21 protein-coding genes and 1 pseudogene are annotated in these 22192 nt (G+C 42.1%); 12 read left to right on the top strand and 10 right to left on the bottom strand.

Translation table 11 applies throughout. The annotated features are described in order from the left end of the window. Positions 1 to 172 precede the first annotated feature (172 nt). From NWP21_RS10220 to NWP21_RS10210, 3 genes are all read right to left on the bottom strand, one after another. Positions 173 to 802, bottom strand: a complete 630-nt coding sequence (locus NWP21_RS10220) for a DUF4142 domain-containing protein (protein ID WP_280792610.1) — start codon at positions 800 to 802, stop codon at positions 173 to 175. Between the two features lie 56 nt (positions 803 to 858). Continuing rightward, positions 859 to 1398: a general stress protein gene (locus NWP21_RS10215; protein WP_271733251.1), complete on the bottom strand. Its 540-nt coding sequence runs from the start codon at positions 1396 to 1398 to the stop codon at positions 859 to 861. A gap of 166 nt (positions 1399 to 1564) precedes the next feature. Next, a complete protein-coding gene (locus NWP21_RS10210; RefSeq protein WP_280792609.1) occupies positions 1565 to 1846 on the bottom strand; it encodes a hypothetical protein in 282 nt (93 codons plus the stop codon). Between the two features lie 400 nt (positions 1847 to 2246). On the opposite strand from NWP21_RS10210, the gene NWP21_RS10205 reads away from it, so the two are divergent. The 5 genes from NWP21_RS10205 (at position 2247) to NWP21_RS10185 (ending at position 7262) form a co-directional block, all read left to right on the top strand. Next, the gene (locus tag NWP21_RS10205) at positions 2247 to 3353 is read left to right on the top strand and encodes a saccharopine dehydrogenase NADP-binding domain-containing protein (protein ID WP_280792608.1); all 1107 of its coding nucleotides are present in this window, start codon (positions 2247 to 2249) and stop codon (positions 3351 to 3353) included. A gap of 111 nt (positions 3354 to 3464) precedes the next feature. Further along, on the top strand, positions 3465 to 3710 hold the full coding sequence (locus NWP21_RS10200; RefSeq protein ID WP_271733255.1) for a TIGR02450 family Trp-rich protein: 246 nt from the start codon (positions 3465 to 3467) through the stop codon (positions 3708 to 3710). A 506-nt stretch (positions 3711 to 4216) separates the two neighbouring features. Then, positions 4217 to 5083: a ferredoxin:protochlorophyllide reductase (ATP-dependent) iron-sulfur ATP-binding protein gene (gene bchL, locus NWP21_RS10195; protein WP_280792607.1), complete on the top strand. Its 867-nt coding sequence runs from the start codon at positions 4217 to 4219 to the stop codon at positions 5081 to 5083. A gap of 29 nt (positions 5084 to 5112) precedes the next feature. Further along, the gene (locus NWP21_RS10190; RefSeq protein ID WP_280792606.1) at positions 5113 to 5718 is read left to right on the top strand and encodes a DUF5331 domain-containing protein; all 606 of its coding nucleotides are present in this window, start codon (positions 5113 to 5115) and stop codon (positions 5716 to 5718) included. Between the two features lie 140 nt (positions 5719 to 5858). Beyond that, on the top strand, positions 5859 to 7262 hold the full coding sequence (locus NWP21_RS10185; RefSeq protein ID WP_280792605.1) for a ferredoxin:protochlorophyllide reductase (ATP-dependent) subunit N: 1404 nt from the start codon (positions 5859 to 5861) through the stop codon (positions 7260 to 7262). Between the two features lie 129 nt (positions 7263 to 7391). Here NWP21_RS10185 and NWP21_RS10180 read toward each other — a convergent pair whose 3' ends face one another. From NWP21_RS10180 to NWP21_RS10170, 3 genes are all read right to left on the bottom strand, one after another. Beyond that, a complete protein-coding gene (locus tag NWP21_RS10180; protein ID WP_271733260.1) occupies positions 7392 to 7919 on the bottom strand; it encodes a YHS domain-containing (seleno)protein in 528 nt (175 codons plus the stop codon). 103 nt (positions 7920 to 8022) lie between these two features. Next, complete coding sequence (locus tag NWP21_RS10175; protein ID WP_280792604.1) at positions 8023 to 8469, bottom strand: hypothetical protein; 447 nt, start codon at positions 8467 to 8469, stop codon at positions 8023 to 8025. Positions 8470 to 8486: 17 nt separating this feature from the next. Continuing rightward, the gene (locus tag NWP21_RS10170) at positions 8487 to 10523 is read right to left on the bottom strand and encodes an FHA domain-containing protein (RefSeq protein WP_280792603.1); all 2037 of its coding nucleotides are present in this window, start codon (positions 10521 to 10523) and stop codon (positions 8487 to 8489) included. Between the two features lie 556 nt (positions 10524 to 11079). Here NWP21_RS10170 and NWP21_RS10165 point away from each other — a divergent pair. The 3 genes from NWP21_RS10165 (at position 11080) to NWP21_RS10155 (ending at position 14064) form a co-directional block, all read left to right on the top strand. After that, positions 11080 to 12642, top strand: coding sequence for a serine/threonine-protein kinase (locus tag NWP21_RS10165; protein WP_280792602.1), 1563 nt, complete (start codon positions 11080 to 11082; stop codon positions 12640 to 12642). A 475-nt stretch (positions 12643 to 13117) separates the two neighbouring features. Further along, the gene (locus NWP21_RS10160; RefSeq protein ID WP_280792601.1) at positions 13118 to 13819 is read left to right on the top strand and encodes a hypothetical protein; all 702 of its coding nucleotides are present in this window, start codon (positions 13118 to 13120) and stop codon (positions 13817 to 13819) included. Between the two features lie 38 nt (positions 13820 to 13857). Further along, entirely contained in the window at positions 13858 to 14064 is a 207-nt protein-coding gene (locus NWP21_RS10155; RefSeq protein ID WP_280792600.1) for a hypothetical protein, read from the top strand. A 242-nt stretch (positions 14065 to 14306) separates the two neighbouring features. On the opposite strand, the gene NWP21_RS10150 is transcribed toward NWP21_RS10155, so the two are convergent. Together NWP21_RS10150 and NWP21_RS10145 are read right to left on the bottom strand one after the other, a co-directional pair. Beyond that, positions 14307 to 17078: a tetratricopeptide repeat protein gene (locus NWP21_RS10150; protein ID WP_280792599.1), complete on the bottom strand. Its 2772-nt coding sequence runs from the start codon at positions 17076 to 17078 to the stop codon at positions 14307 to 14309. A gap of 228 nt (positions 17079 to 17306) precedes the next feature. After that, a complete protein-coding gene (locus NWP21_RS10145; RefSeq protein WP_280792598.1) occupies positions 17307 to 17885 on the bottom strand; it encodes a COP23 domain-containing protein in 579 nt (192 codons plus the stop codon). A gap of 498 nt (positions 17886 to 18383) precedes the next feature. Between NWP21_RS10145 and NWP21_RS10140 the strand changes: the two genes are divergently transcribed. From NWP21_RS10140 to NWP21_RS10130, 3 genes are all read left to right on the top strand, one after another. Continuing rightward, positions 18384 to 18851, top strand: a complete 468-nt coding sequence (locus NWP21_RS10140; protein WP_280792597.1) for a YbjN domain-containing protein — start codon at positions 18384 to 18386, stop codon at positions 18849 to 18851. Between the two features lie 163 nt (positions 18852 to 19014). Beyond that, positions 19015 to 19740, top strand: coding sequence for a biotin/lipoate A/B protein ligase family protein (locus tag NWP21_RS10135; protein WP_280792612.1), 726 nt, complete (start codon positions 19015 to 19017; stop codon positions 19738 to 19740). 220 nt (positions 19741 to 19960) lie between these two features. After that, a complete protein-coding gene (locus tag NWP21_RS10130) occupies positions 19961 to 20179 on the top strand; it encodes a hypothetical protein (protein ID WP_271731540.1) in 219 nt (72 codons plus the stop codon). 87 nt (positions 20180 to 20266) lie between these two features. Here NWP21_RS10130 and NWP21_RS10125 read toward each other — a convergent pair whose 3' ends face one another. Further along, positions 20267 to 20422 carry a hypothetical protein gene (locus NWP21_RS10125; protein ID WP_280792596.1) on the bottom strand — a complete coding sequence of 52 codons (156 nt, stop codon included), beginning with the start codon at positions 20420 to 20422 and terminating at the stop codon, positions 20267 to 20269. Positions 20423 to 20429: 7 nt separating this feature from the next. Then, the gene (locus NWP21_RS10120) at positions 20430 to 21626 is read right to left on the bottom strand and encodes a site-2 protease family protein (RefSeq protein WP_280792611.1); all 1197 of its coding nucleotides are present in this window, start codon (positions 21624 to 21626) and stop codon (positions 20430 to 20432) included. A gap of 347 nt (positions 21627 to 21973) precedes the next feature. On the opposite strand from NWP21_RS10120, the pseudogene NWP21_RS10115 reads away from it, so the two are divergent. Beyond that, positions 21974 to 22054 (top strand): annotated as a pseudogene (locus tag NWP21_RS10115) (IS200/IS605 family transposase); the annotation flags it as partial. Between the last annotated feature and the right edge of the window lie 138 nt (positions 22055 to 22192).

Raw genomic sequence — 22192 nt, 5'->3', positions numbered from 1 at the left:
TGTTGTTAAACGCAAAGGGCGCAAAGGTTGGCGCAAAGGTACGCAAAGGTTTATTGGCGGTCTAGACTATGATCACATACATGATTTTCTAGTCAGATTTATCTGACTTTAGCTATTAGACGGGGGTTTCTAACCCCCGGTCGATCTTTACTTCTAGTTAAGTTATTCTAGATTATGTGTGATGATGTGAGAAGTCGGGGATCTTAACCATTAATATAAATTCCACTAATTGCAAGTGTGCCTCTAGAATGGGAAAATTTTTAGCCGCAAAGGCTTGTAGGTCTGGATCTTGACCTAGTTGGATCTGACGAGTATGCATAACTAAATTTTCCATGTGTCCATTAATGCCAGCTTCATTGATGTATGCTTGGTCGAAGTTGACACCAGACAGTTTTGATAGTTGTGTTTTTAAGGCTTGATATTTGGGACTAATATTAGTGGGTGGATTCATTCCCTTTTGTTGAGCTAATTGCATTAATTCCTGATTCAAACGTGTATGGTCTTGAATCATTTGTTGAGCATATTGTTTGATATTTTCGTTTTTTGATGTTTCCAAAGCTAGGTTTGCTAGTTCCAGTTCTCCGATTCCCGCTTGAAATGCTTCTTGCACATACATCATGTCGATTTGACTGATCTGTGCAGTTTGAGCCTCTAGTATAGTATATTGACTAAATGTTGTGTGGGCGATCGCTTCTTGATGAATCTGATCATATCCGGTGATCGCGATCGCACTAGTAAACCCCATAGTTGCGATGAGATGAGTAATTTTCTTTCCTGAGTTGTCGGGTAATAAATTCATCATATGACCTTGATAAATATAGTTAATTGGTAAGGAGATATCAGAAGAATTAACTAAAATTAACTATATATACCCCAATTTTTAATACCTTGATTTTGTAAAATGGTTTCAGCACTATGAATCTGTTTATCTGTGCCATTGAGGATGAGTAAATAATCACTCTGCTGCAGGCGATCGCTATAAACTCTGGCTTGGTTTTCGGGTATACCTAAATCAGTCAAGGCCTGGACTAAATTTTGATTTGCGACTGCTCCCACGGCTACACCCGCCATACTAGCAATTAAAGCTACACCGACGGAACCAGCGGCTAATAACACTCCTAAACTGGGAATAGCCAAACTACTCAAACCAACTAACAGACTACCCCAGGTAGTAGCGGTCAGTGTTTCCCCCACTGGCTTGGTAACATTAACATTTTGCTCACCAATGCGATCGCTGACCTGCGCCTCACCCAAGGGCTTTTCTGATTCTACATCTTTAGCAATGATAGAAATTTGCTCTATGGGGAAGTCTGATGTTTTCAGTTGATTGATTGCTGCTTCTACTTGTTGATGTTTGGTAAATACTCCCACTGCATATTTATGATTTTGATTAACCATATTTTCCTCATTTCTCAGTCTGATAATTAAAGTTATCAAGATTGATTTAATTGCTTTAAGTCAGGTAGATAAATCATTGGACTGCAAAAAGCCACAGAATATATTATAAAACTCAAAAAAAATATATTCTGTGGGTGTAAATCATTTTCTGTTAGTGAGAAATTTCCTAAGTTTGTGGTTCTTGTTGTTGTTGTTGTGGTTCTTGTTGTTGTTGTTGTTGTCTTTCTGTTTCTTGTTGTTCTCGTCTTTCTCGTTCTTGTCGTTGTTCTGGTGTTTCAGTGCTAGTATCATCTGTTGGTGGTTGTACTTGGGAGTGTAAGGTACCAGTTGTAGATGTGTTTAAATTGGTGAATGCAAATGCGGGAACACTGACCAAAGCACTGATACCAGCTACTCCCACAAGGTTAACAAGCATTTTGAAGAAACTTACATTCTTGTTTGCTTTCATTTGGATCTCCTGCGTTTACAGCAGCAAAATTGTTAAATAGCCCGGTAATTCCATGAAATCAATACAAAATCTGGCAGTATTCTCAATTTTTAATTGGCTATGATACCCTCAGTAATACCGCAGTGGAATCTTGTATTTACATTCGATAGTAATTCTATACAACTAGTAAAACGTCTCTCTCCAGCATCAGATCATATTAAAGACTCAAGTTATGATTCACACTAATTTTTTGTGAAGCTGTCAATTTAGTTTACCCTCTCTAACCCTACCCTGGTAAAGCTTTGGCGGCTTTGGGTTGCAGTTACTCTGCATTCAGATTAAATTCATACTGACAACGGATGACAAATCAGGCCAAAAACTGGTGCAATAAATAGTAATTGGTGTTGCCTATATTGGAGTAATGAAAGATCGCGTTTTGATTTTGGGTGGAAGAGGGCGGATTGGTAGCCATGTTGCTCTAGATATAGCTACCCACACCCGTGCAGAAATTACCATTACTGGGCGTTCACCGGAAACACACAGTAATTCTCAGTTGTCTTTGGGTGAAAATGTTCAGTTTTTGGTGTTAGACTTGGCAGAAGTTGAGAAATTGAGAGAGGCGATCGCTAATTCTAATTTAGTTATCCATTGTGCGGGACCGTTTCACTACCGAGATGCTAATGTTCTCAAAATTTGTATTCAAGAAGGGGTAAACTATATAGATGTCAGTGACCATCGTTCTTATACTACCAAGGCGCTAAATTATCATCAACAAGCTGTTGCAGCGGGTGTGACGGCAATTGTTAATACGGGAATTTTCCCTGGTATCTCTAATAGCATGGTGCGTCAGTGTGCGGAGCAATTTGACCAACCAGAAGAAATACATTTAAGTTACTTAGTATGTGGTTCTGGAGGCGCGGGAATCACAGTCATGCGCACCACATTTTTAGGGTTGCAATATCCTTTTGAGGCCTGGATAGATAGAAAATGGCAAATAATCGAGCCTTACAGTCAAAGAGAAGTAGTTGATTTTCCCGCTCCCTATAGACTCCATGGGGTTTACTGGTTTGATATGCCAGAAACCTTTACAATACCCCAAGCCTTCCCATCAGTTAAAACCGTAGTTACCAAATTTGGCTCGATTCCCGACTTTTACAACCACCTCACCTGGACAGCAGCCCATATATTACCCAAGTGGTTAATGCAGCGTCGTTACATGATTGAATTTTTAGCCCGTGTGAGTCATTTAATGACAGATTTCACTAATAATTTTAGTGGAATTGGGGTAGCAGTGCGTTCAGAAGTCACAGGTGAAAAAAATGGTGAAATCGGTGTTTACCGTTCTACCGTAGTACATGAAAATACCGCCGTAGCTTCTGGCTGTGGTGCTGGTAGCATTGCAGAATTATTATTAGCAGGGAAGCTGAAAAAACCTGGGGTTTCACCTGTAGAAGCAGCACTACCAACAGATTTATTTATACAATCAATGGCAAAACGAGGAATTCAGATTAATTCCCATTGGTGTTAAAACAAGTTTCTTAGTGTTTATTGTATAATTATTGATATGGTGTTATGGCCTTTCCGAGGCTAATGAAGTATACACCAAGTTCGGTGTGTTTCGGTGTGTTCGGTGTGTTCAATGCGTAAAAAAGAAAAATTTCCTCACCTAGTGGGTTCTAAGTGGACAGCACAGAAAAAAATAGATGGTTGGCGACACTTCCAGGTCGTTAACCGGAAAAATCAGAGTAAGTGGGTATATGCCGAAATGGTTGCAGCTTGTGACCCCAATGTCCGCTTTTGGTTAAACGCAAAATTGTTACAAGATAACTCTCAGTGGAAAGCTGGCTGGCAATCTTTACAGGAAATTGAAGCACGAGAAACCTAAATATCAGCTAAAACCTAAAATTAATAATTTATTACAAACCAATCACTAAGGGATGAAAAGCATAGTTGAGATATTCTTCCCAGTGTTCTGTATTTGTGAATATACCCCTTGAGGATTGCATAGCTAATCTGTCTATTGAGGTTTCAAACTCAGCCCCTTTCCCAGGGGATCAGTGTGGCTGATGTTAGTTTTCCGCCATAAAAACTATATACAAAAGTACATATAGTTATTTTTGTCTTTTGTAACTCTTTTATAAAAAGTGGGTAAAAAACAGTAATTTATGAGCTTTTAAAGCTAATTAAAAGATTGAAAGCCGAAAAAATTCCTAAATAATCTGTTTTAATGCTGAAAACATCTTATAGATACTTTTTTCATATTTGCACCCCCTTTCTTTTCTGTGGAATATCGTCAATAATCAAAATCACATAGCTCAGACATCCCCCGGCTAGGTAAAGGTAAAAGCTTCAGCCAGGAGTTTGATAAAAAATTATTAGAGGTAAATAACAGTGAAACTAGCAGTTTACGGAAAAGGTGGTATTGGTAAATCTACAACTAGCTGTAATATATCCGTCGCCTTAGCCAAACGGGGTAAAAGGGTTCTGCAAATCGGTTGTGACCCCAAACACGACAGCACCTTTACACTCACAGGGTTTTTAATTCCCACAATTATTGATACTCTCCAAGAAAAGGATTACCACTATGAAGATGTTTGGCCAGAAGATGTAATTTATCAAGGCTATGGTGGTGTAGATTGTGTAGAAGCTGGTGGACCGCCTGCTGGTGCTGGATGTGGCGGTTACGTAGTGGGAGAGACAGTAAAATTACTGAAAGAACTCAACGCCTTTGATGAGTACGATGTAATTCTGTTTGATGTGCTGGGTGACGTTGTATGTGGTGGTTTTGCTGCGCCACTCAACTATGCAGATTATTGTATGATTGTGACTGATAATGGCTTTGATGCCCTGTTCGCTGCCAATCGCATTGCAGCCTCAGTGAGGGAAAAAGCCCGCACTCATCCCCTGCGTTTAGCGGGTTTAATTGGTAATCGCACCTCTAAGCGGGACTTAATCGAGAAATATATAGAAGCAGTGCCTATGCCGGTGTTAGAAGTGTTACCTTTAATTGAAGATATTCGTGTTTCTCGTGTTAAGGGTAAAACTTTATTTGAAATGGCGGAAAATGACCCTTCTCTGAGCTACGTTTGCGATTACTACCTGAATATCGCTGACCAGATTCTGGCACGTCCAGAGGGTGTTGTGCCGAAAGATGCTCAAGATCGGGAATTGTTCTCTTTGTTGTCTGATTTTTATCTAAATCCAGCTAAACCACAGGTGACGAATTTGGAAGAAGAACTAGACTTGATGATTGTATAACATCATCAAGTTCCAGGATGAGGAAAAATATGGCTTTCTTTAATAGCTTTACAGATGAAATCAGACAAAAGTGGTTAGAATTCTTTGAGACAAACCGTGAGTGGATTGTTTTGCATATGATAACCGAGTCGGTTTCTACTCCAGATGGCGGAAAGCGACCCAGTTCATACCTCATCTTGGGTGTTGTCAATGCTCTAGAACCCCAATTAGCACAGCTGATGATGCCTTTTTCCAAACTGAATCCTGACGCTGATACTCTCATTGAGGTGCTGGAGTTGGATTTTGACCCCGATATTGCTCTGGGTTATCGCCCCAATCCCACAGAACAGATGCGGAATGTGAATCAAAACCGGAAAGATGATGTTCATCTCAATCACGTGAGGGGCGCATCTCAGAAAGGACAAAATAACTTGAAAACTGGGTCTAAATCATCACCCAGCATGAAAGCTGATGATTTTGGTGGGATTTCCTTTGCAACAACACCTGGATCTCAAGAAATCCTGGATGATTCCCAGACAAAAGACATACTATCAGATGTCTGGGGGGAAGAAAGCGGATTAGAAAAAAGTGGGGAAGAACTCTCAGAGGATGTTTTTGATGAATCAGAGTTTGCGCGTCTGTTCCCTAAACCTTAATTGTTACCGTTTTTGTTGAATATCAAGTACCGACAATTGGCTGATTATAACACAAAAGGGGGTACTCAGGGGGAAGTATCATCCCCCCATGCCCGCCCTATATTCATCTGCTATTAAATACTAAGGGGAGAAAAATACAAATGACTATCGCTCAACAACCAGACACTTTAAAATTTGAGTGCGAAACTGGCAATTACCACACCTTCTGTCCCATTAGTTGTGTGGCTTGGTTATACCAGAAAATTGAAGATAGCTTCTTTCTGGTGATTGGTACTAAGACTTGTGGGTATTTCTTGCAAAATGCCATGGGGGTGATGATCTTTGCTGAACCTCGCTATGCCATGGCAGAATTAGAAGAGGGGGATATTTCCGCACAACTGAATGATTATGAAGAGTTAAAGCGGTTGTGTTTGCAAATTAAGCGCGATCGCAATCCTAGTGTAATTGTCTGGATTGGTACTTGCACTACGGAAATTATTAAAACAGATTTAGAAGGTTTAGCACCCAAGTTAGAATCAGAAATTGGTATTCCTATTGTTGTCGCCCGTGCTAATGGTTTAGATTATGCCTTTACCCAAGGGGAAGATACCGTATTAGCATCTATGGCTAATCGTTGTCCCACTCAAGCACCACCAGCAGCAACTGATAAAAATGAAGGTAATGCGATTCAAAAGCTGCTCAACTTTGGCAAAAAGAAAGAAGAAGTCGCTCAAGAAGAATCCGAGTATGTAGATCATCCTCCCCTGGTGCTGTTCGGTTCTCTACCTGATCCTGTGGTCACCCAGTTAACCTTGGAACTCAAGAAACAAGGGATAAAAGTTTCTGGTTGGCTACCTGCAAAGCGGTTTACTGAATTACCGGTGATTGAAGAAGGGTATTATGTGGCTGGTGTCAACCCCTTCCTCAGTCGCACCGCCACTACCTTAATGCGTCGCCGCAAGTGTAAACTTATTGGCGCACCTTTCCCCATTGGCCCTGATGGTACTCGCGCTTGGGTTGAGAAAATCTGCTCTGTGTTTGGTATTACTCCCAAGGGTTTAGATGAGCGGGAAGCGCAAATTTGGGAAAGTTTGGCAGATTATGTTAACATCATCCGCGGTAAGTCTGTCTTCTTTATGGGTGATAACTTACTAGAAATCTCCCAAGCTCGGTTTTTAGTACGTTGTGGAATGACCGTACATGAAATCGGTATCCCCTATATGGATAAGCGTTATCAAGCTGCTGAGTTGGCGCTATTAGAAAAAACTTGTCACGAAATGGGTGTACCTCTGCCGAAGATTATCGAGAAACCAGATAATTACAATCAGGTGCAGCGTATTTATGAATTAAAACCAGATTTGGTAATTACTGGTATGGCTCACGCTAATCCTTTAGAAGCCCGTGGTATTAATACTAAGTGGTCAGTAGAGTTCACCTTTGCGCAAATTCACGGTTTTACTAACGCCCGTGACCTTCTGGAGTTGGTGACCCGTCCCCTGCGCCGCAATAATAATCTTAAAGATTTGGGTTGGGATAAGTTAGTTAAGGAAGAGGCAAAAATTTAAGTGTTTGGCTGAGTTATAGCAGATCATGTTGGGGCGAACTTTGTTCGCCTTTTTTCCTTTGGGTATGCTCTCATTGCTGATTATAGCGGGCAAGATGCCCGCACTATGTCAATGATTTCTTAATTAAGTTTAATTTCTGCGGCGGATATTCTGAGCTATTCCAGGCCAATTTCTATTGGCTCTTTGAATATGTCCCGGGATATCTCTTTCCCAGCGTCTGTGAATCCTCTGGTCAGCATTTAAGTATAACTTCCCTTCCACAATTCTCCAAGCATTGGGGTCAATGGGTGCAGTATATCCCCTGCTGACAGCCCAAGCACAAAAACCACCATATTGAGGGGCGTATTTTTCGGGATTTTTAGCAAATAAATCTCGATTTCCCGCAGTCGAAAATCGCCAATTGACATTTGCCCATTTATGGGTAAAGTTAGAACTACCTGCAATTGGTTTTCCTTGTTGAAAATAGGCAACGGGGTCATACCCTTTCAAGGCGATCGCATTTTCCGCATCAAATACCCAGGCGACATTCTGAGCATTAGCTGGAGATTCAAGGTTAGGAATAACCGTTTCAACATTTGCACTGGGGCTAAAACACCCCCCCAATCCCACTATTAACAGTGAAGATGTGATGAATATATTAAAATTTTGGTGATTCATAGTTTTAAAGCTCTATAGTGGGAATATACAGCACATTACCTCTGAGTAGGGTACACAATGGCGGGCAAGATGCCCACACCACAACAGTTTTATCAGTCAATCTTTAAGAAATTCTCGGCCAATTCCCTATCCATTCTCCCCCACGAAACCGCCACCGGGGAAACAACAATCGCATCACCACCCAAGAGGATAAATAAACCCCTAACCAAACTAAACCATAATGTTGAATAAATGTGATTAGATCAAATTCAGTCTTGGGAATATGAGGTAAACCGATATTGGCAATAATTACAGCCAAAACCAACCCCTCTACAACTCCTGCATAAAATTGGAATACTCCAGGCCAGTCATGATCCCACATATATTTTTGCAGAAAATCATACAATACATCCCAACCTATGCCCAATAAGCCCACATAAAATACCACCCAAAAGTAAACATTAGACTCATGGCCGAAATATCCCCAATGGAAAGGGAGGGAAATTAAAATTCCCACCGTTGCTAACAGAAAGATTCGCGTTTGCCAGCGACCGAATAAAGTTGGAGTCATGATATTTTAAGGATAGATTAAGGTTTGTTATTTAAAGCCCATTTCAACCATTGCCAGAGAGAATAAATCCCCTCTATATAGCGCACCCCCGGAGCTTTAGCCGCTGCTAAGGCTTCCACAGAGCGATGGGCGCAATATTGTAAGCCTAAAAATGTGTCCACAGGTGCGTAGGGACCCCCTAGGGTGATAATCCCCGCTGCATATATACGAGAACTCTGATTTCTCAACTTTTTGATTTCAAAGTTATTTTCCACATGGAACCGCTTTTGGGGGTTCAACTCTAGTTCATAATGAGTAATTAAATCATGCAAAAAAGGACTTTGTAAGGGGTCTGAAACTAACCCTGTACAATCAATTACAAAATCAGCACTAACCTCTTTTAAACCTTCGCTACTGACTAAATGGGTCATAACCCCACCGCGAGGATTACGTTCTAGTTGTGTGACTAAACCATAGGTAATTGTATACCATCCTTGTTTTTTTCCTTCTTTAATAATCTGTCGCCATTGCTTACGGCTAGCTGTTGTGGTTCCACCCCAGTCTTGTAATAACTCCCGTCTTCGCAAAGGGTCAGCTGCTTCTAACATTCTGCGCAGATCACCGCCCCAAGTCCCTTTGGGCCAGTTGTAAGGTTGAAATTCCCAATCATTTTCTACATACCGTTGCGCGCGATCAAATTCATTGCCTTTGCGGGGTTCTCGGTTTAAATGAATCACTTTAATATTAGCGTTGACTTGACGGGCTTTATACAACCGATCTAATACTTGTGAGGCTACAATTCCCGAACCGCGCAGGACAATGGTACCGCCTTGTTTCTCTAATTTCTCATAAATATGATCATGGGGTTCATAGCCTTGAACTACGGTTCTAGCATCTCCTATTTCTTCCGGGTAGTCTTGACGATATTTTTCTAAATCTGGTAGTAGTTTAATCCCTGGGTAACCTGTGCAGAGATGGACATATTGAGCGATGACAAATCGGGTATCTCTGTTATTTTGCGGGTCAGGACAATAAGCAATACAATAACGACCATCTTCGGTTTGACGCAGACTGAGAATACTACCGGGTTCGAGCATTTTCTTCCAACCTATGCGTTGGGCTTCTCGGTCCATGGACTCAAACACATCTTTAGCACGGGGGGTATAGGTATCTGCGTGAATGGGTTCTGCAAATACCTGCCATAAAAATCCTAACGCTGCGCCAACCTGTCCAGAAAATAAGGCTCTCCAAGCATCTCTCAGAGCATATCCTGGCCATCCCCAAATATTATCAGGACAAGAATCTGACCCTGAACGAATGCGTTTATACTCGGGAATTTGACAGTTGCGCAGTAAGGTTTCATAGCGCTCATAAGGTTTGTTTTGAATACTTAAAACCTGAATATTTTCGGTTCTAACTCCCGCAATTCTCAACATATCCACCCAAGCAAAACTGCCCATTCCTCCCCCACAGGCCACATATTCTGTTTCCCTGACGGTAAAACGACTTCTATCAATGGCTTCTAAAGAAATCCGTTTTCCGTGCCAAAAATCTAGATTATGGGGAAACTCTGATGAGGGAGTTGATGTCGTCGGAGTGAGTTGCTGTTCTAAAATCCCCGTATTGGGGTTAAAAATAATCGATGATTGGGAACTTTCAACAATTGATGTTGATGTTGTGGTCACCTCAGATTGGGGATTAAGAAAAATTGTAGATGTGCTTTCAGCTACGACTGTAGGCTCAGTAGAACCATCGGGAATCAGAAGAACGGTAATCGTATAGTTACCGATTGTTACTCTATCGCCATTGTTTAAAGGGCGACGTTCTCCCCGTAGTTTTTCGTCGTTGAGTTTAGTACCATTAGCACTCTTCTTATCTTGTAGGTAAACTTGATTGTTGTCTGAGGTAATCTCAGCATGGAACCGGGAAACTTGCTTACTTGAGTCTAATAAAACTACAGGAGACATACCCTGGGGTAGTTGGCTGATATCTCGCCCTATAGCTACTGGAAGAGTAAAAATCTGCTCTTCCTGCTCCTCTGTCAACTGATTTTGGGAAATAAGTTTGATTTGCATTGATTTGATACTCTTATCTACAGGATGCCGTACTACCAGATACTTAGTTATGACATGGGCTGAAATTTTCTGATCTCTGAATAATTAACTATGGGCAACTGTCAAAGACAGATAGATTATATACTATAAATATAATAGAGTTTAGTATAGTATTCTTCCCTGTGTTGTTAATCTTGTCTCACTGCAACAATGGGAAAATATCCGTAAATCCTGAAAATACCAGCTTATACCCGGAATCCGAGCCTCACCTTTAAGCATACTTGCAGAGGTTTTTTGTATAAAAAAACTGTATATTTTTGTAAAGTTGACACAATAATTACCAGGCGATCGCCTGGGGAACATCTTTTTAAATTCTGCTCTCCAGGTTTCATAGTAATATGTGACTTATGTATGGTGATATACATTTTTCTTGTACTGCCTGGTAATGTATGACAAATCACCTAGATTTTATGAGAGAATTGAAGGGCGATCGCTCCTTGGCTGTATAGTGGCTACATATTTGATATGCTCACACATAAATACTGACAAATAAACTCTCACCCATAAATGATGACAAATGAAAATACATTGTACCAGACCGGGCTGCCTCAAACCCGAAAACCATGTGACAGACACCACCACCCCAGAACTGGTTTGCGAAGCCTGCGGGATGCCATTAATTTTACCAAACAACTATCTACCTGTAGAACCTTTAGGAACCGGAGGATTTGGCTCCACCTTTAAAGCTATTTATTTACCTTTAAACACTGAAGGGGAGAAAACCTATCGTGTCATCAAGCGGTTAAACATTCAAACTCATGACCCTAAACTAGTTGAAGGAATCAAACAAGCCTTTCAACGGGAGGCCAAAATTCTCAATCAATTAGGTCTACATTCTCAGATTCCCGTATTATATGATTATTTCTCCTTCACTGCTCCCGCCTTTGAATCCCAGGGTAAGTTATATCCTCAACAAGAGTTACAGTATTTAGCCCAACAATATATTGCAGGCCAGGATTTGAATCAAGAACTTCAGAAACAGGGGCGCTTTTCTGAAGAGAAGATTAAAGAGTTGTTATTAAAAATCCTACCGGTTTTACAATTCATTCATCAAAACCATGCTATTCATCGGGATATTAAACCCAGCAACATAATTTGCGAGGGAGAAAAACTGTTTTTAATCGACTTTGGCGCTGTTAAGCAAGTAGTGGAAGGAAAAACCGATCTACAAACTTCCCTTGTTTTTGGTTCACGAGTATATGCGCCCCCAGAACAAATAGCAGGGAAAGAAGTTGATCCATCCAGTGATTTATATGCACTGGCGGCCTCTTGTATTCAATTACTGACAAGAGACTCTTTGCAGCATATCCGTAACAATGATAACCGCTGGAATTGGAGAACAAAATATCGAGGGATTGTCAGTAACCATCTAGCTGATATTTTAGATAGGATGCTACAACCTAATCCTAAAAGGCGATATCAGTCAGCAGAGGATGTGATTAAAGCTTTGAGTGAAACCCTACGGCCAAACTTTTTCACTCTACTTATTAACTACATAAAAGGTAGTAAAAGACCAATACCTTTAATTCTACTCATAACTGTAATTTCTTTGCTGAGTATTGGTGTTGTCAAAGTCTTTTCTCCCTCTCTTTCCATTCGTACCATATCTTTTGAAGATCCAACCTCTAAAATCAAGATTCAATATCCCCAAAATTGGCAACCCCAACCAGCAAATACAACAGATACCATTGTGCGGATTTCCCCTATAAATGTCTCCCAAACTGGCTTACCCCCAGAGTTCATTATTAGTGTAGAACATTTAGCCCCCGATGAAACCTTAGAGGATTATAGGGAATTTGCCATTAAAAACCGCATTCACCAAAATATTCAACCGGAAACTATAAAAGTTGCTGATAGAGATGCGTATCGAGTCCTATATATGCGACAAAATGACAAGAATAACTTTGGATTTAAAGTTATGGAAATTTGGATCATGGGTGATCAAAAAGTCTATGTACTGACTTATAGCGCCGAAGAAAAAGATTATGATAAGTTTCTAAAACCTGTAGAAGAAACTATGATTAATTCTGTGCAATTACCACAAGAGAATCAAGAACTTTGGCGTGTTATCGGGAAATGAGAATCAATAATCAGCTTAGTAATTGGCGTTGACAACAGAAAACCCAATAAAGATATTAATTAATAGCACAGCCAAAGGGCGATCGCCTTACAGATCCCCGACTTCTGAAACTAAATTATCCCAGAAGAAGTCGGGGATCTTACGCCGCTGGGGTTTTTAATCCCTCCCTGGTTGGCGACTATATCTGTTGTTAAACGCAAAGGGGCGCAAAGGTTGGCGCAAAGGTACGCAAAGGTTTATTTTCGATGGCTTTGAGAGGGGGGTTTGTCAGGCCTCCCTGGGTGGCGATCGCATCTTGTCCAGATAATTAAATAGATGATCTTCTAGTCAGATTTATCTGACTTTAGCTATTAGACGGGGGTTTATAACCCCCGGTTACCCGTGTAGCATCAAACGCAATTTTTCAGCCCCGGGCGATCGCTTTAGGTATTATGCTTTAGGTATTATAATGGTGCTATACCCTCTCGAATAAACCATGACTTACACACCTGATGATGTTTGGCGCTTATTAGGTGAGTTGATTGTAGCTCAAAAGGAAACAGAGCGCCGCTTTCAAGAAACTGAGCGCAGTTTTCAAGAAACTGAGCGGTTTCTTAAACAACAAGCTCAAGAAACAGAGCGCCGCTTTCAAGAAACAGAACACCGATTTCAAGAAACTGAGCGGTTATTAAAAGAACGATCTCAAGAAACGGAGCGGTTTCTTAAACAGCAAGCTCAAGCAACTGATAAGCAGATTAAACAGGTAAGTCAACAACTGGGTAAGTTAGGTAATCGTCTAGGGGAGTTTGTAGAATGGCAAGTACGCCCTGCTGCGGTAAGATTGTTTCGAGAACGGGGTATAGATGTGCATGAACTTCACCCAGGGTTATCTACACAGCGGGGGGGTGAAGGGTTGGAAATTGATTTATTAGTGGTAAATGATACCGAAGCGGTGTTAGTTGAGGTGAAGAGTAAACCTAACCAAGCCGATGTGGATAAGCATTTACAGCGGTTAGAAAAGTTTAAGCGCCTCATGCCTCGGTATAGAGATGTACAAGCTATGGGTGCAGTGGCGGGGATGGTGGTTACTAATGAGGTACGGGATTATGCTTATGGTCAAGGTTTATTTGTCTTGGGTCTGTGCGGTGATGATGTGGTGATTTTAAATGAGCCGGATTTTCAACCCCGTAAGTGGTGATGGGAGCTTGGAGAGGGGGGTTTGTCAGGCCTCCCTGGGTGGCGACTATATCTGTGGTTAAACGCAAAGGGGCGCAAAGGTGGGCGCAAAGGTACGCAAAGGTTTATTTTCTATGGCTTTGTCAGGCCTCCCTGGGTGGCGATCTGCTTGCAGCAGCGCTTCGCTATCGCCTTACAGCAGTGTTTCGCGATCGACCCACAGCAGCGCTTCGCTATCGCCCCACAGCAGCGCTTCGCATCTTGTGAAGATAATCAAATAGATGATTTTCTAGTCAGATTTATCTGACTTTAGCTTTGAGACGGGGGTTTCTAACCCCCGGCTCCCCGTGTAGCATCAAACGCAATTTTTCAGCCCCGGGCGATCTGCTTGCAGCAGCGCTTCGCTATCGCATTGACCATCGCCTTTACCATCGCCCCACAGATCCCCGACTTCTAGCTAAATTATCCTAGATTATCTGTGATAATGTGAGAAGTCGGGGATCTTGCACCTACAGTGAGTTTAAAAGCGCAATTACTAATACATAATCAGCGGTACGACCTTGAGTGAGGAATAATTGCGCTGCTCTTTGGAAGTTTTCCCTAGCTTTCTTGATGTCTCCTAGGTTACGGTAAACAAGACCGCGATTACCGTAAGCTTCAGCTAAATTAGGATTAATCCCAATAGCTTGGTTATAATCAGCCACAGCTAAATCCCATTTCTGCTGGTTACCGTAAACATTACCGCGATTGTTGTAAGCTAGAGCATCATTAGGATTAATCGCAATAGCTTTGTTATAATCAGCCACAGCTAAATCCCATTTTTGCAGGTCAGCGTAAACAACACCGCGATTGATGTAAGCATCAGCATAATTAGGATTAATCGCAATAGCTTTGTTATAATCAGCCACAGCTAAATCCCATTTTTGCAGGTTACGGTAAACAAGACCGCGATTGTAGTAAGCTAGAGCATCATTAGGATTAATCGCAATAGCTTTGTTAGAATCAGCCAATGCTAAATCCCATTTCTGCTGGTTATAGTAAACAACACCGCGATTGGTGTAAGCTAGAGCTAAATTAGGATTAATCCCAATAGCTTGGTTATAATCAGCCAATGCTAAAACCCATTTTTGCAGGTCAGCGTAAACAAGACCGCGATTGGTGTAAAAAGCAGCACGGGGACTGAGTTTAATCGCCTGATTGATCGCCAACTCAGCCTCTGCATACTTCTTCAAATCAGACAACACCACAGACTTCTGATTATACAAATTAGGATTACCAGGCTCCAGCTTAATCGCCTGATTGATAGCATCCAGCGCCCTATCCAGTTGCTGTAATCTACCGTAAACTGCACTCAGATGATACCAAGCTGGGACAAAATCACGTCTAGCCTTTACCGCCAATTCCCACGCTGCTGCTGCTTCCTGGAATTGTCCATCCGACCATAAAGCCAAACCCTGACCATAATAAGCCAAATCAATAAACGCTGGTTTTTGGGCGATCGCCTCCTCAAAAGCCTGTACCGCTTCACCATAGCGACCTAACCGCCACAATTGATTCCCCCGTTCAATCCACGAACGAGGATCAGCATTCTCCTGGGGAACCGGAGTAAAGAGAATCGCGGCCTCTATCGATAACTCATCCCCCCCTGTTAACTCCCGTGGTCGTGTATCTTCCACCCGTTGCGGTGTGGTATTCCATCCCGGTGCTAAAGCTAAAAAAGTACTAATGGGAATCCCTAAACTATTACCTATCTGGATATCACCCCAAACAATATTCCTCTCCCCCTCCGCTAACCCATGAATCCCAATTACTCGTCCTTGGGTATCCAACACCGGACCCCCACTCATCCCAACAGAGGTAATACTGCTGTAAACTAACTCATATCCCCCGTCTAAAGCTCCCGCAGGTTGACCCACAGCTTGTAATAATTGCGCTCCCTGGTCGTTGTTAGTTCGGGAACTTGACAGGGTAGTTCTGAATAACCCCGTTTCCCTACTCCAAGTTCGTCCCAATGTCAACCGCCAGGGTGAAGTTGTCCCCAGTCTGGGATACCCTGCTGTTAACATATATTGATTATCTTCAGTCGGATATTTAGCTAAGGTAGCAACTGCATAAGTTTGGTTACTCCTGAATTTAACTACTGCTAAATCCACCCCTTCATTAGATTGAATACTACCGGTTTCTACTGGATATTTTTGACCATCTGCGGTGACAATGGTGTAAGTATGGGGGCGACATTCTCCCCCTCCCTGTATCTTCTCACACACCACATGGGCTGCAGTTAGGACTGTGTAAATATTTCCTTCTTTAGCAATAATCACACCTGAACCATTATTTTCACCACTAATGTCAATCTTGACAGTAATTTGTTTAGCTTTTTCCTCTAATTCCTTTAACCACCCTGTTAATGGTATTTCCGGGACATCATAACCGGTGCGCTGCGTCTGGGTTTGCTGTTGGCGTTGGCGTTGGGGTAAACCATAAGCAGTTAATATCTCTGGTTTAACCGCATCTAACACCCCACTCACAGGGATTCCCCAACTATACCCACGCCATTCCTCAATTTCTGCTGCTGTGGGTTCTTGTCCATCAGCACGGACATAACCTAGATTTAATATAGGGTATTGGCTCATACCATTAATGCCTAGTAAATACCCGTAGGCGCTGAGGATAGCACCGCCGCTCATTCCCTGCTCAATGTCGCTGTCGTAGCCAATTTCATAACCGTCTTTTAAACTCGGTTGGGAGACAATTTTTTTAACTCTTCCTGGTCTAAATACTATATTATTTTCTGCACTGGGGTATCCCCCGGCCATGACTGGGGTATCTATATCAATATCAAAGTTAGTAATTTGTGGTGGTAAGCAATATTGCTGATTTGAGTTAAATTCTAATATAGCTAGGTCTAATTGACCAAGGTTTGTATCAGGAAGCAGTTTAGCTGGATGAGTTTTACCGTCTGGTGTTTGAATATTTAGGTTTTTGGGGTTAATTCTCCTGACTACATGGGAGTTGGTGACTACTAAGTAAGAGTTACCTGCTTGAGCTAAAATTGTTCCCGATGCTGCGTCACGTTCTCCCCTGACTTTAACGGTGATTTGACTGACAAGCTGTTGTAGTTGTGTTTCGGAATATGTTCCGGTTTCTGGGTCTTGGTCTTCTTGTTCAAGTTGACATTTATCGGGTATGGGTGGTTTTGAGGTTTTGCTGTGGGTGATTTCCCCTAGGACGGGAAGGGGTAGGAGGAATATACAGGTAATAATGGCGAGGTGGGGTTTCATGGTTGCTGGGGGTGTAGGGTGTATTTATTATATCTGTTGTTAAACGCAAAGGGGCGCAAAGGTGGGCGCAAAGGTACGCAGAGGTTGATTTGCGATCGCTTTGAGATGGGAGTTTCTAACCTTCGTCTCCTCTAGATGCTTAATCCTGACTGCAAACTATAAATCCAGTCCCCTCCCCTTGTAAGGGGAGGGTTAGGGTGGGGTCAAACCTTTGGCGACATCTGTGACCTATTCGGTTACATCCTCTACTGGAGCACTTTCTAAATAAACACCGAAATTTAAGTACTTCTGGTTATTCACGGTTTCCCACATTCGTGAGTTAGTAGTTTGCGAGACTCCTTCTGTAGTTCTACCGGATGCAAGTTCGATCAGTTGTTCTAAAACTGTTTGGGGGTCGCTTCCGGGTTTGACTGTAAATAATTGATTCCTACTATTGCAGGTTTCAGGGGATTGAGCAGCGCAAATCACTCCTAACCCCTTAATTTGACCAACGGTCATATATCTTAACCGATCTTGATTGTAAAAATCTTGGAATCTTTGACTGATTTCTTCACAGCGTTTTTGGGGTGTCCACACAGTATTGGGGAAGGAGTCAGATTCCCAAGCAATGATTGGTTGATACCGTCTCGATCCTGGAATAAACGCCACGGTGGCGGGAACTTTCCGCAGTCCGTCAGTGCGGGGGGTAATTGAGCGACAAATAAAGCTGACTTGCTTGGGTGTAGTTTGACTCGCAGCAGGGGGAGCACTGAGGGTAAATGTCAGTGCTGTTAAGGCTACGGCGCTAGTTAGTTTTGGTAGATGCATGGCTTTAAGTTTGATATAGATGGGGACATGGGGAGATTACTTAAGCGTCCAGGTGGAAATACATAAACCTGTGACGTATGTATATTCTACATTGTTCCCAAGGTTTTTGGTTAAATTACTGTTAATTAAAAAAATATCTTTGAGTTTCCCCAGTTATCTTGGGCTGTGTGATATGTGCGGTTGTGAGTTTTAAATCCTGGACTTCTGAGCGGATGCTTGTCAAGTCATGATTAGTGTATCAACTATTGTTTCACCCCACCCTAACCCTCCCCTTGTCAGGGGAGGGGACTGGATTTTATTATTTTTTGTGTGTTCGGTGTGTTCCCCATTCCCTGATCCGGTGTTCCCTCAGATAAAAATTACCTGTTGAAAACTTATCAAACATCCTCTGATGGCGTGGGTCAGATATGACAAATTTCAGCGGCTACAACTAACTTTACTTATAGGCGATAAAGTATGTGTAGATGCAGAAATAACTATCTTGAGGAAAAAATATATATGACAAACTACCAAGAAACCCTCATCAGTGATGAACTCAACCCAGAGACGGTGACTATTAACCACATAGAAGTCATTGAAAATGTCATTGAATCTCTAGAACAAGATGATAGCGCTATGGTTAGTCACCTGTCAGGAGGAGGTTATCTGTGGAAATTTAGGTACGGGACTGTGGACGTATTTGTCCAATTGAATGGACAAAACGACGATGATACTATCACGGTTTGGTCGGCGGTGCTTAAGTTACCTGCTCGGGATGAGGCTAAGTTAATGCGTCATCTTTTGGAAATGAACTGCTCTAGCACTTTAGAAGCCCGTTTTGGTATTGTTGAAAGTCAGGTAGTGGTGATATCAACACGCACTCTGGAAGATTTATCTCCTGCGGAGGTCTCACGGTTGATTACCATTGTGGCAACTATTGCTGATGAGAATGATGAAGTTTTGCAATCTGAGTATGGTTCTGCCTAGGATTGTCTGTTATAGCAGCTTACTTATGTAAGGCGGGTAGTATACCCACTCCACAGGATTTACCCAGGATTTTTTCGGGGTTTGGCTGCGAGTCCTGGGATTTTCGTGATAAATTGTCTTTTTTGCAACTCTCTAAATATCAGTGTTGAACCCAATTGAAAACTTGCATAGTCCGCAGGTGTGGCGACTAATTCCTTGGTTAGAAGCTGCGGGGGATGTGCAGATGGCTATTGACAGATGGTTGTTAGAACAGCATAAATCTGGAGAGCATCCCCCAACTCTGCGATTTTACACCTGGTCGCCACCTGCTATTTCTCTGGGCTATCACCAACGCCAATACCCGGAATTGTGGCAGAATTTGATTTGGCGAGGACAGCAGTTAGACTTGGTGCGCCGTCCTACTGGTGGTAGGGCTGTGTTACATCAAGGTGATTTAACTTATACTGTGGTTACTTCGGGCATTACTGGTAATCGTCTACAGATATATGAGAAAATTTGTGAGTTTTTAATTCAAGGATGGCGATCGCTTGGTGTGGAATTGTCCTATGGTACTGCAGGGCGGGGCTATATCCACAACCCTAACTGTTTTGGTACGGCGACAAGTGCAGATTTACTGTTACCCAATGGTGCTAAACTGATTGGTAGCGCCCAAGTACAAAAAGGTGGGGTAATTCTCCAACATGGTTCAATGCCTTTACACCAGGATGCTCAATTGTTTACTCAGGTGTTTGGTACAGAACCTATCACTACTATAGAACTTCCTGGTAATTTGAGTCTAGATACAATTATCAGCGCCTTGATTACCGCCGCTTGTAATTGTTTTGCTATGGAGATACAAGTACAACCCCTTTCTCTGTCTGAATGGGGGGAAATTACCGCCAAAATTTAAACCCCAAGGCAGAATTTTATTGACTACCAATAAAACTGTGTTTACTATTATAGCATTTACCATGCTCGTGAGGTACAATTTTTTTTAGTTTGAGGGAACACCGGAACACCGGAACAGGGAATAGGGAACAGGGAATAGGGAATTGGTGTGTACTTCATGAGCCTGAAAAAGGCAAGATCATATTTTATCCCGAATCTGCAAGCAATTATTTATCACGAAAATGCCAACTAATATCATCATTCTCGTTGCTGCTGTAATTGTCGCCTTGATTATTTTCCGGGCATTGTTTAAAGTATTAAAAACATTTATTAGTAGTGCGATCGCTGTTTTTGTGATCATCGTGATTTTGAATACCTTTGGTTTTAGTCCCGACGACCTGATACAAGAAATCAACAAGCTTCCAGAACTTCTCAGCAACTTCTTTAATGGGGAAACTTGAAACAATACAGCAGAATTAAGGTAAATCACCTCTAAGAGGATGTTTGCAAAGTCATAATTAGTGTATTAAATATTGTTTGACCCCACCCTAACCCTCCCCTTGTAAGGGGAGGGGATTGGATTTGATTGTTTCGGTTCCCCATTCCCCATTCCCCATTCCCCATTCCCCATTCCCCATTCCCTGTTCCGGTGTTCCCCATTCCCTGTTCCCTAAAATAAAAATTACCTGTTTAATACTTGACAAACAACCTCTAATGTGTAATTGACTTAGCAATTGTTCCTAATTGCAACCCTGGGGGATAGCTACCATCTTCCTTAATACGCTGGACATCCTCATCAGTAAGGCGTAAATTTAATTTTTGCGCCAACTCCCCCACAATATCCCCCCGGTCAATCACACCCGCAACTGTACCAGCTGGCGAAAGCACGGTAATTCGCGGTAAATGCTCATTTTCCAGCTTGTTAATCACCTCAGCGAAAGAAGTCGATTCAGCTACGCTGGGGATTTCTGTTAAGGGATGCACTATAGTTTGTAGGGTGCGGTTTTCCCATTCACCTCTGTCTACCAGGCGTAAATCATCAATACTAACCATACCCTGATAACGCCCATCAGCTACAGCAAAGTAGATATTGGCAGCGTTAGTATCCAATAGGTAAGAATCAGCAAAATTACGTAAACTTTGACCCGCATCAACTACGCGGAAATCACGAGTCATCGCATCCCTGGCTAATAACTTCAGCAAAGTTTCTTGTAAGGTAGTTACACGGTCATAGCTGTTAGCATTACGCACAGCAAACCAACCAATTAAAGCAATCCATAAGCCAGTAATTAACTCGCTAGTCAAAAAGTCTACAACAAATCCCAAGGCGATCGCACTGTAACCTAAAATTTGCCCAGCCCTCGCAGCCCAGTGTACAGCTTGAAAGCGGTCTCCTGTCATTTGCCACACCGCAGCCTTCAATACTTGTCCGCCATCTAGAGGTAAACCGGGAATGAGGTTAAACAGGGCGACAACTAAATTAATTCTTGCCAAATCTGTAACCATAGCCGACACAGGGCTAGTTGCCGGTGTAATGTTAGTGGTTATACTAAACAGCAAAAATAGGGCAATACTTACCAAAGGCCCAGCGATGGCGACTTGAAACGCCTTAGCGGGGGTTTTTGATTCCTCTTCTATAGCCGCAATACCACCAAAGAGAAATAGAGTAATAGAATTAACTTTAATGCCTTGCGATCGCGCTGCCAAGCTGTGACCCAACTCATGTAATAATACTGAAGTAAACAGCAGTAGTGCCATGACTATCCCCGCACTCCAAGCGATGGTAGTACCCCATTGCTGGTAAGCCATACTAAAGTTAAGGGTAGCTAACCCTAAAACTATAAACCATAGTGGATCTAAAAATAGTGGGATGCCAAATAAAGAGCCAATTTTCCAACTTTGCATGATCTTGTCCTAGTTGAGTGTTCACTGATAACTGTCAACCGCCAGCAGTTAACCGTCAACATATTTGTCTGTGTGATGAGGGACAACCAGATACCTTACTTCTAGGTTGACATATAACTAACCCCCAGTACAAATGACTGAGGGTGGGGATTTCCGTCGTGTGATATCCGATTGACCAACAAACGAGACGCAAGCCCCTGGCTTCAGACATGGGGATAAGTCGATAGCGACTTTAGTCGCATTAAAGCGATTGAGTGGCTTTAGCCACATTCAATATTACATAAATTAGTTCATGTGAACTTTATAAAAGCTTTACTTTATTATATAGAACAATGCTATATAATAATTGTATGAGTCAAGAATACAAGTCGAACAAAAATGTTACTTACTCTTGTAAGTATCATGTGGTTTGGTGTCCAAAATATCGTAGAATCGTATTGAGCAATTGTGCAACCAATATAAGCTTGAATTTGTAGAGACAGAAGAATCATATACCTCAAAAGCTTCATTTTTAGATGGTGATGTGCTACCTACATTTCGTGCAAAACCGGAAGGGTGGCAATCATCAG

Origin of the sequence: Anabaenopsis sp. FSS-46 (genome assembly GCF_029891665.1) — a bacterium.
Lineage (GTDB): Bacteria > Cyanobacteriota > Cyanobacteriia > Cyanobacteriales > Nostocaceae > Anabaenopsis > Anabaenopsis arnoldii.
The sequence above is the reverse complement of the archived record's forward strand: the minus strand, read 5'-3'. Positions and strand labels throughout refer to the sequence as shown.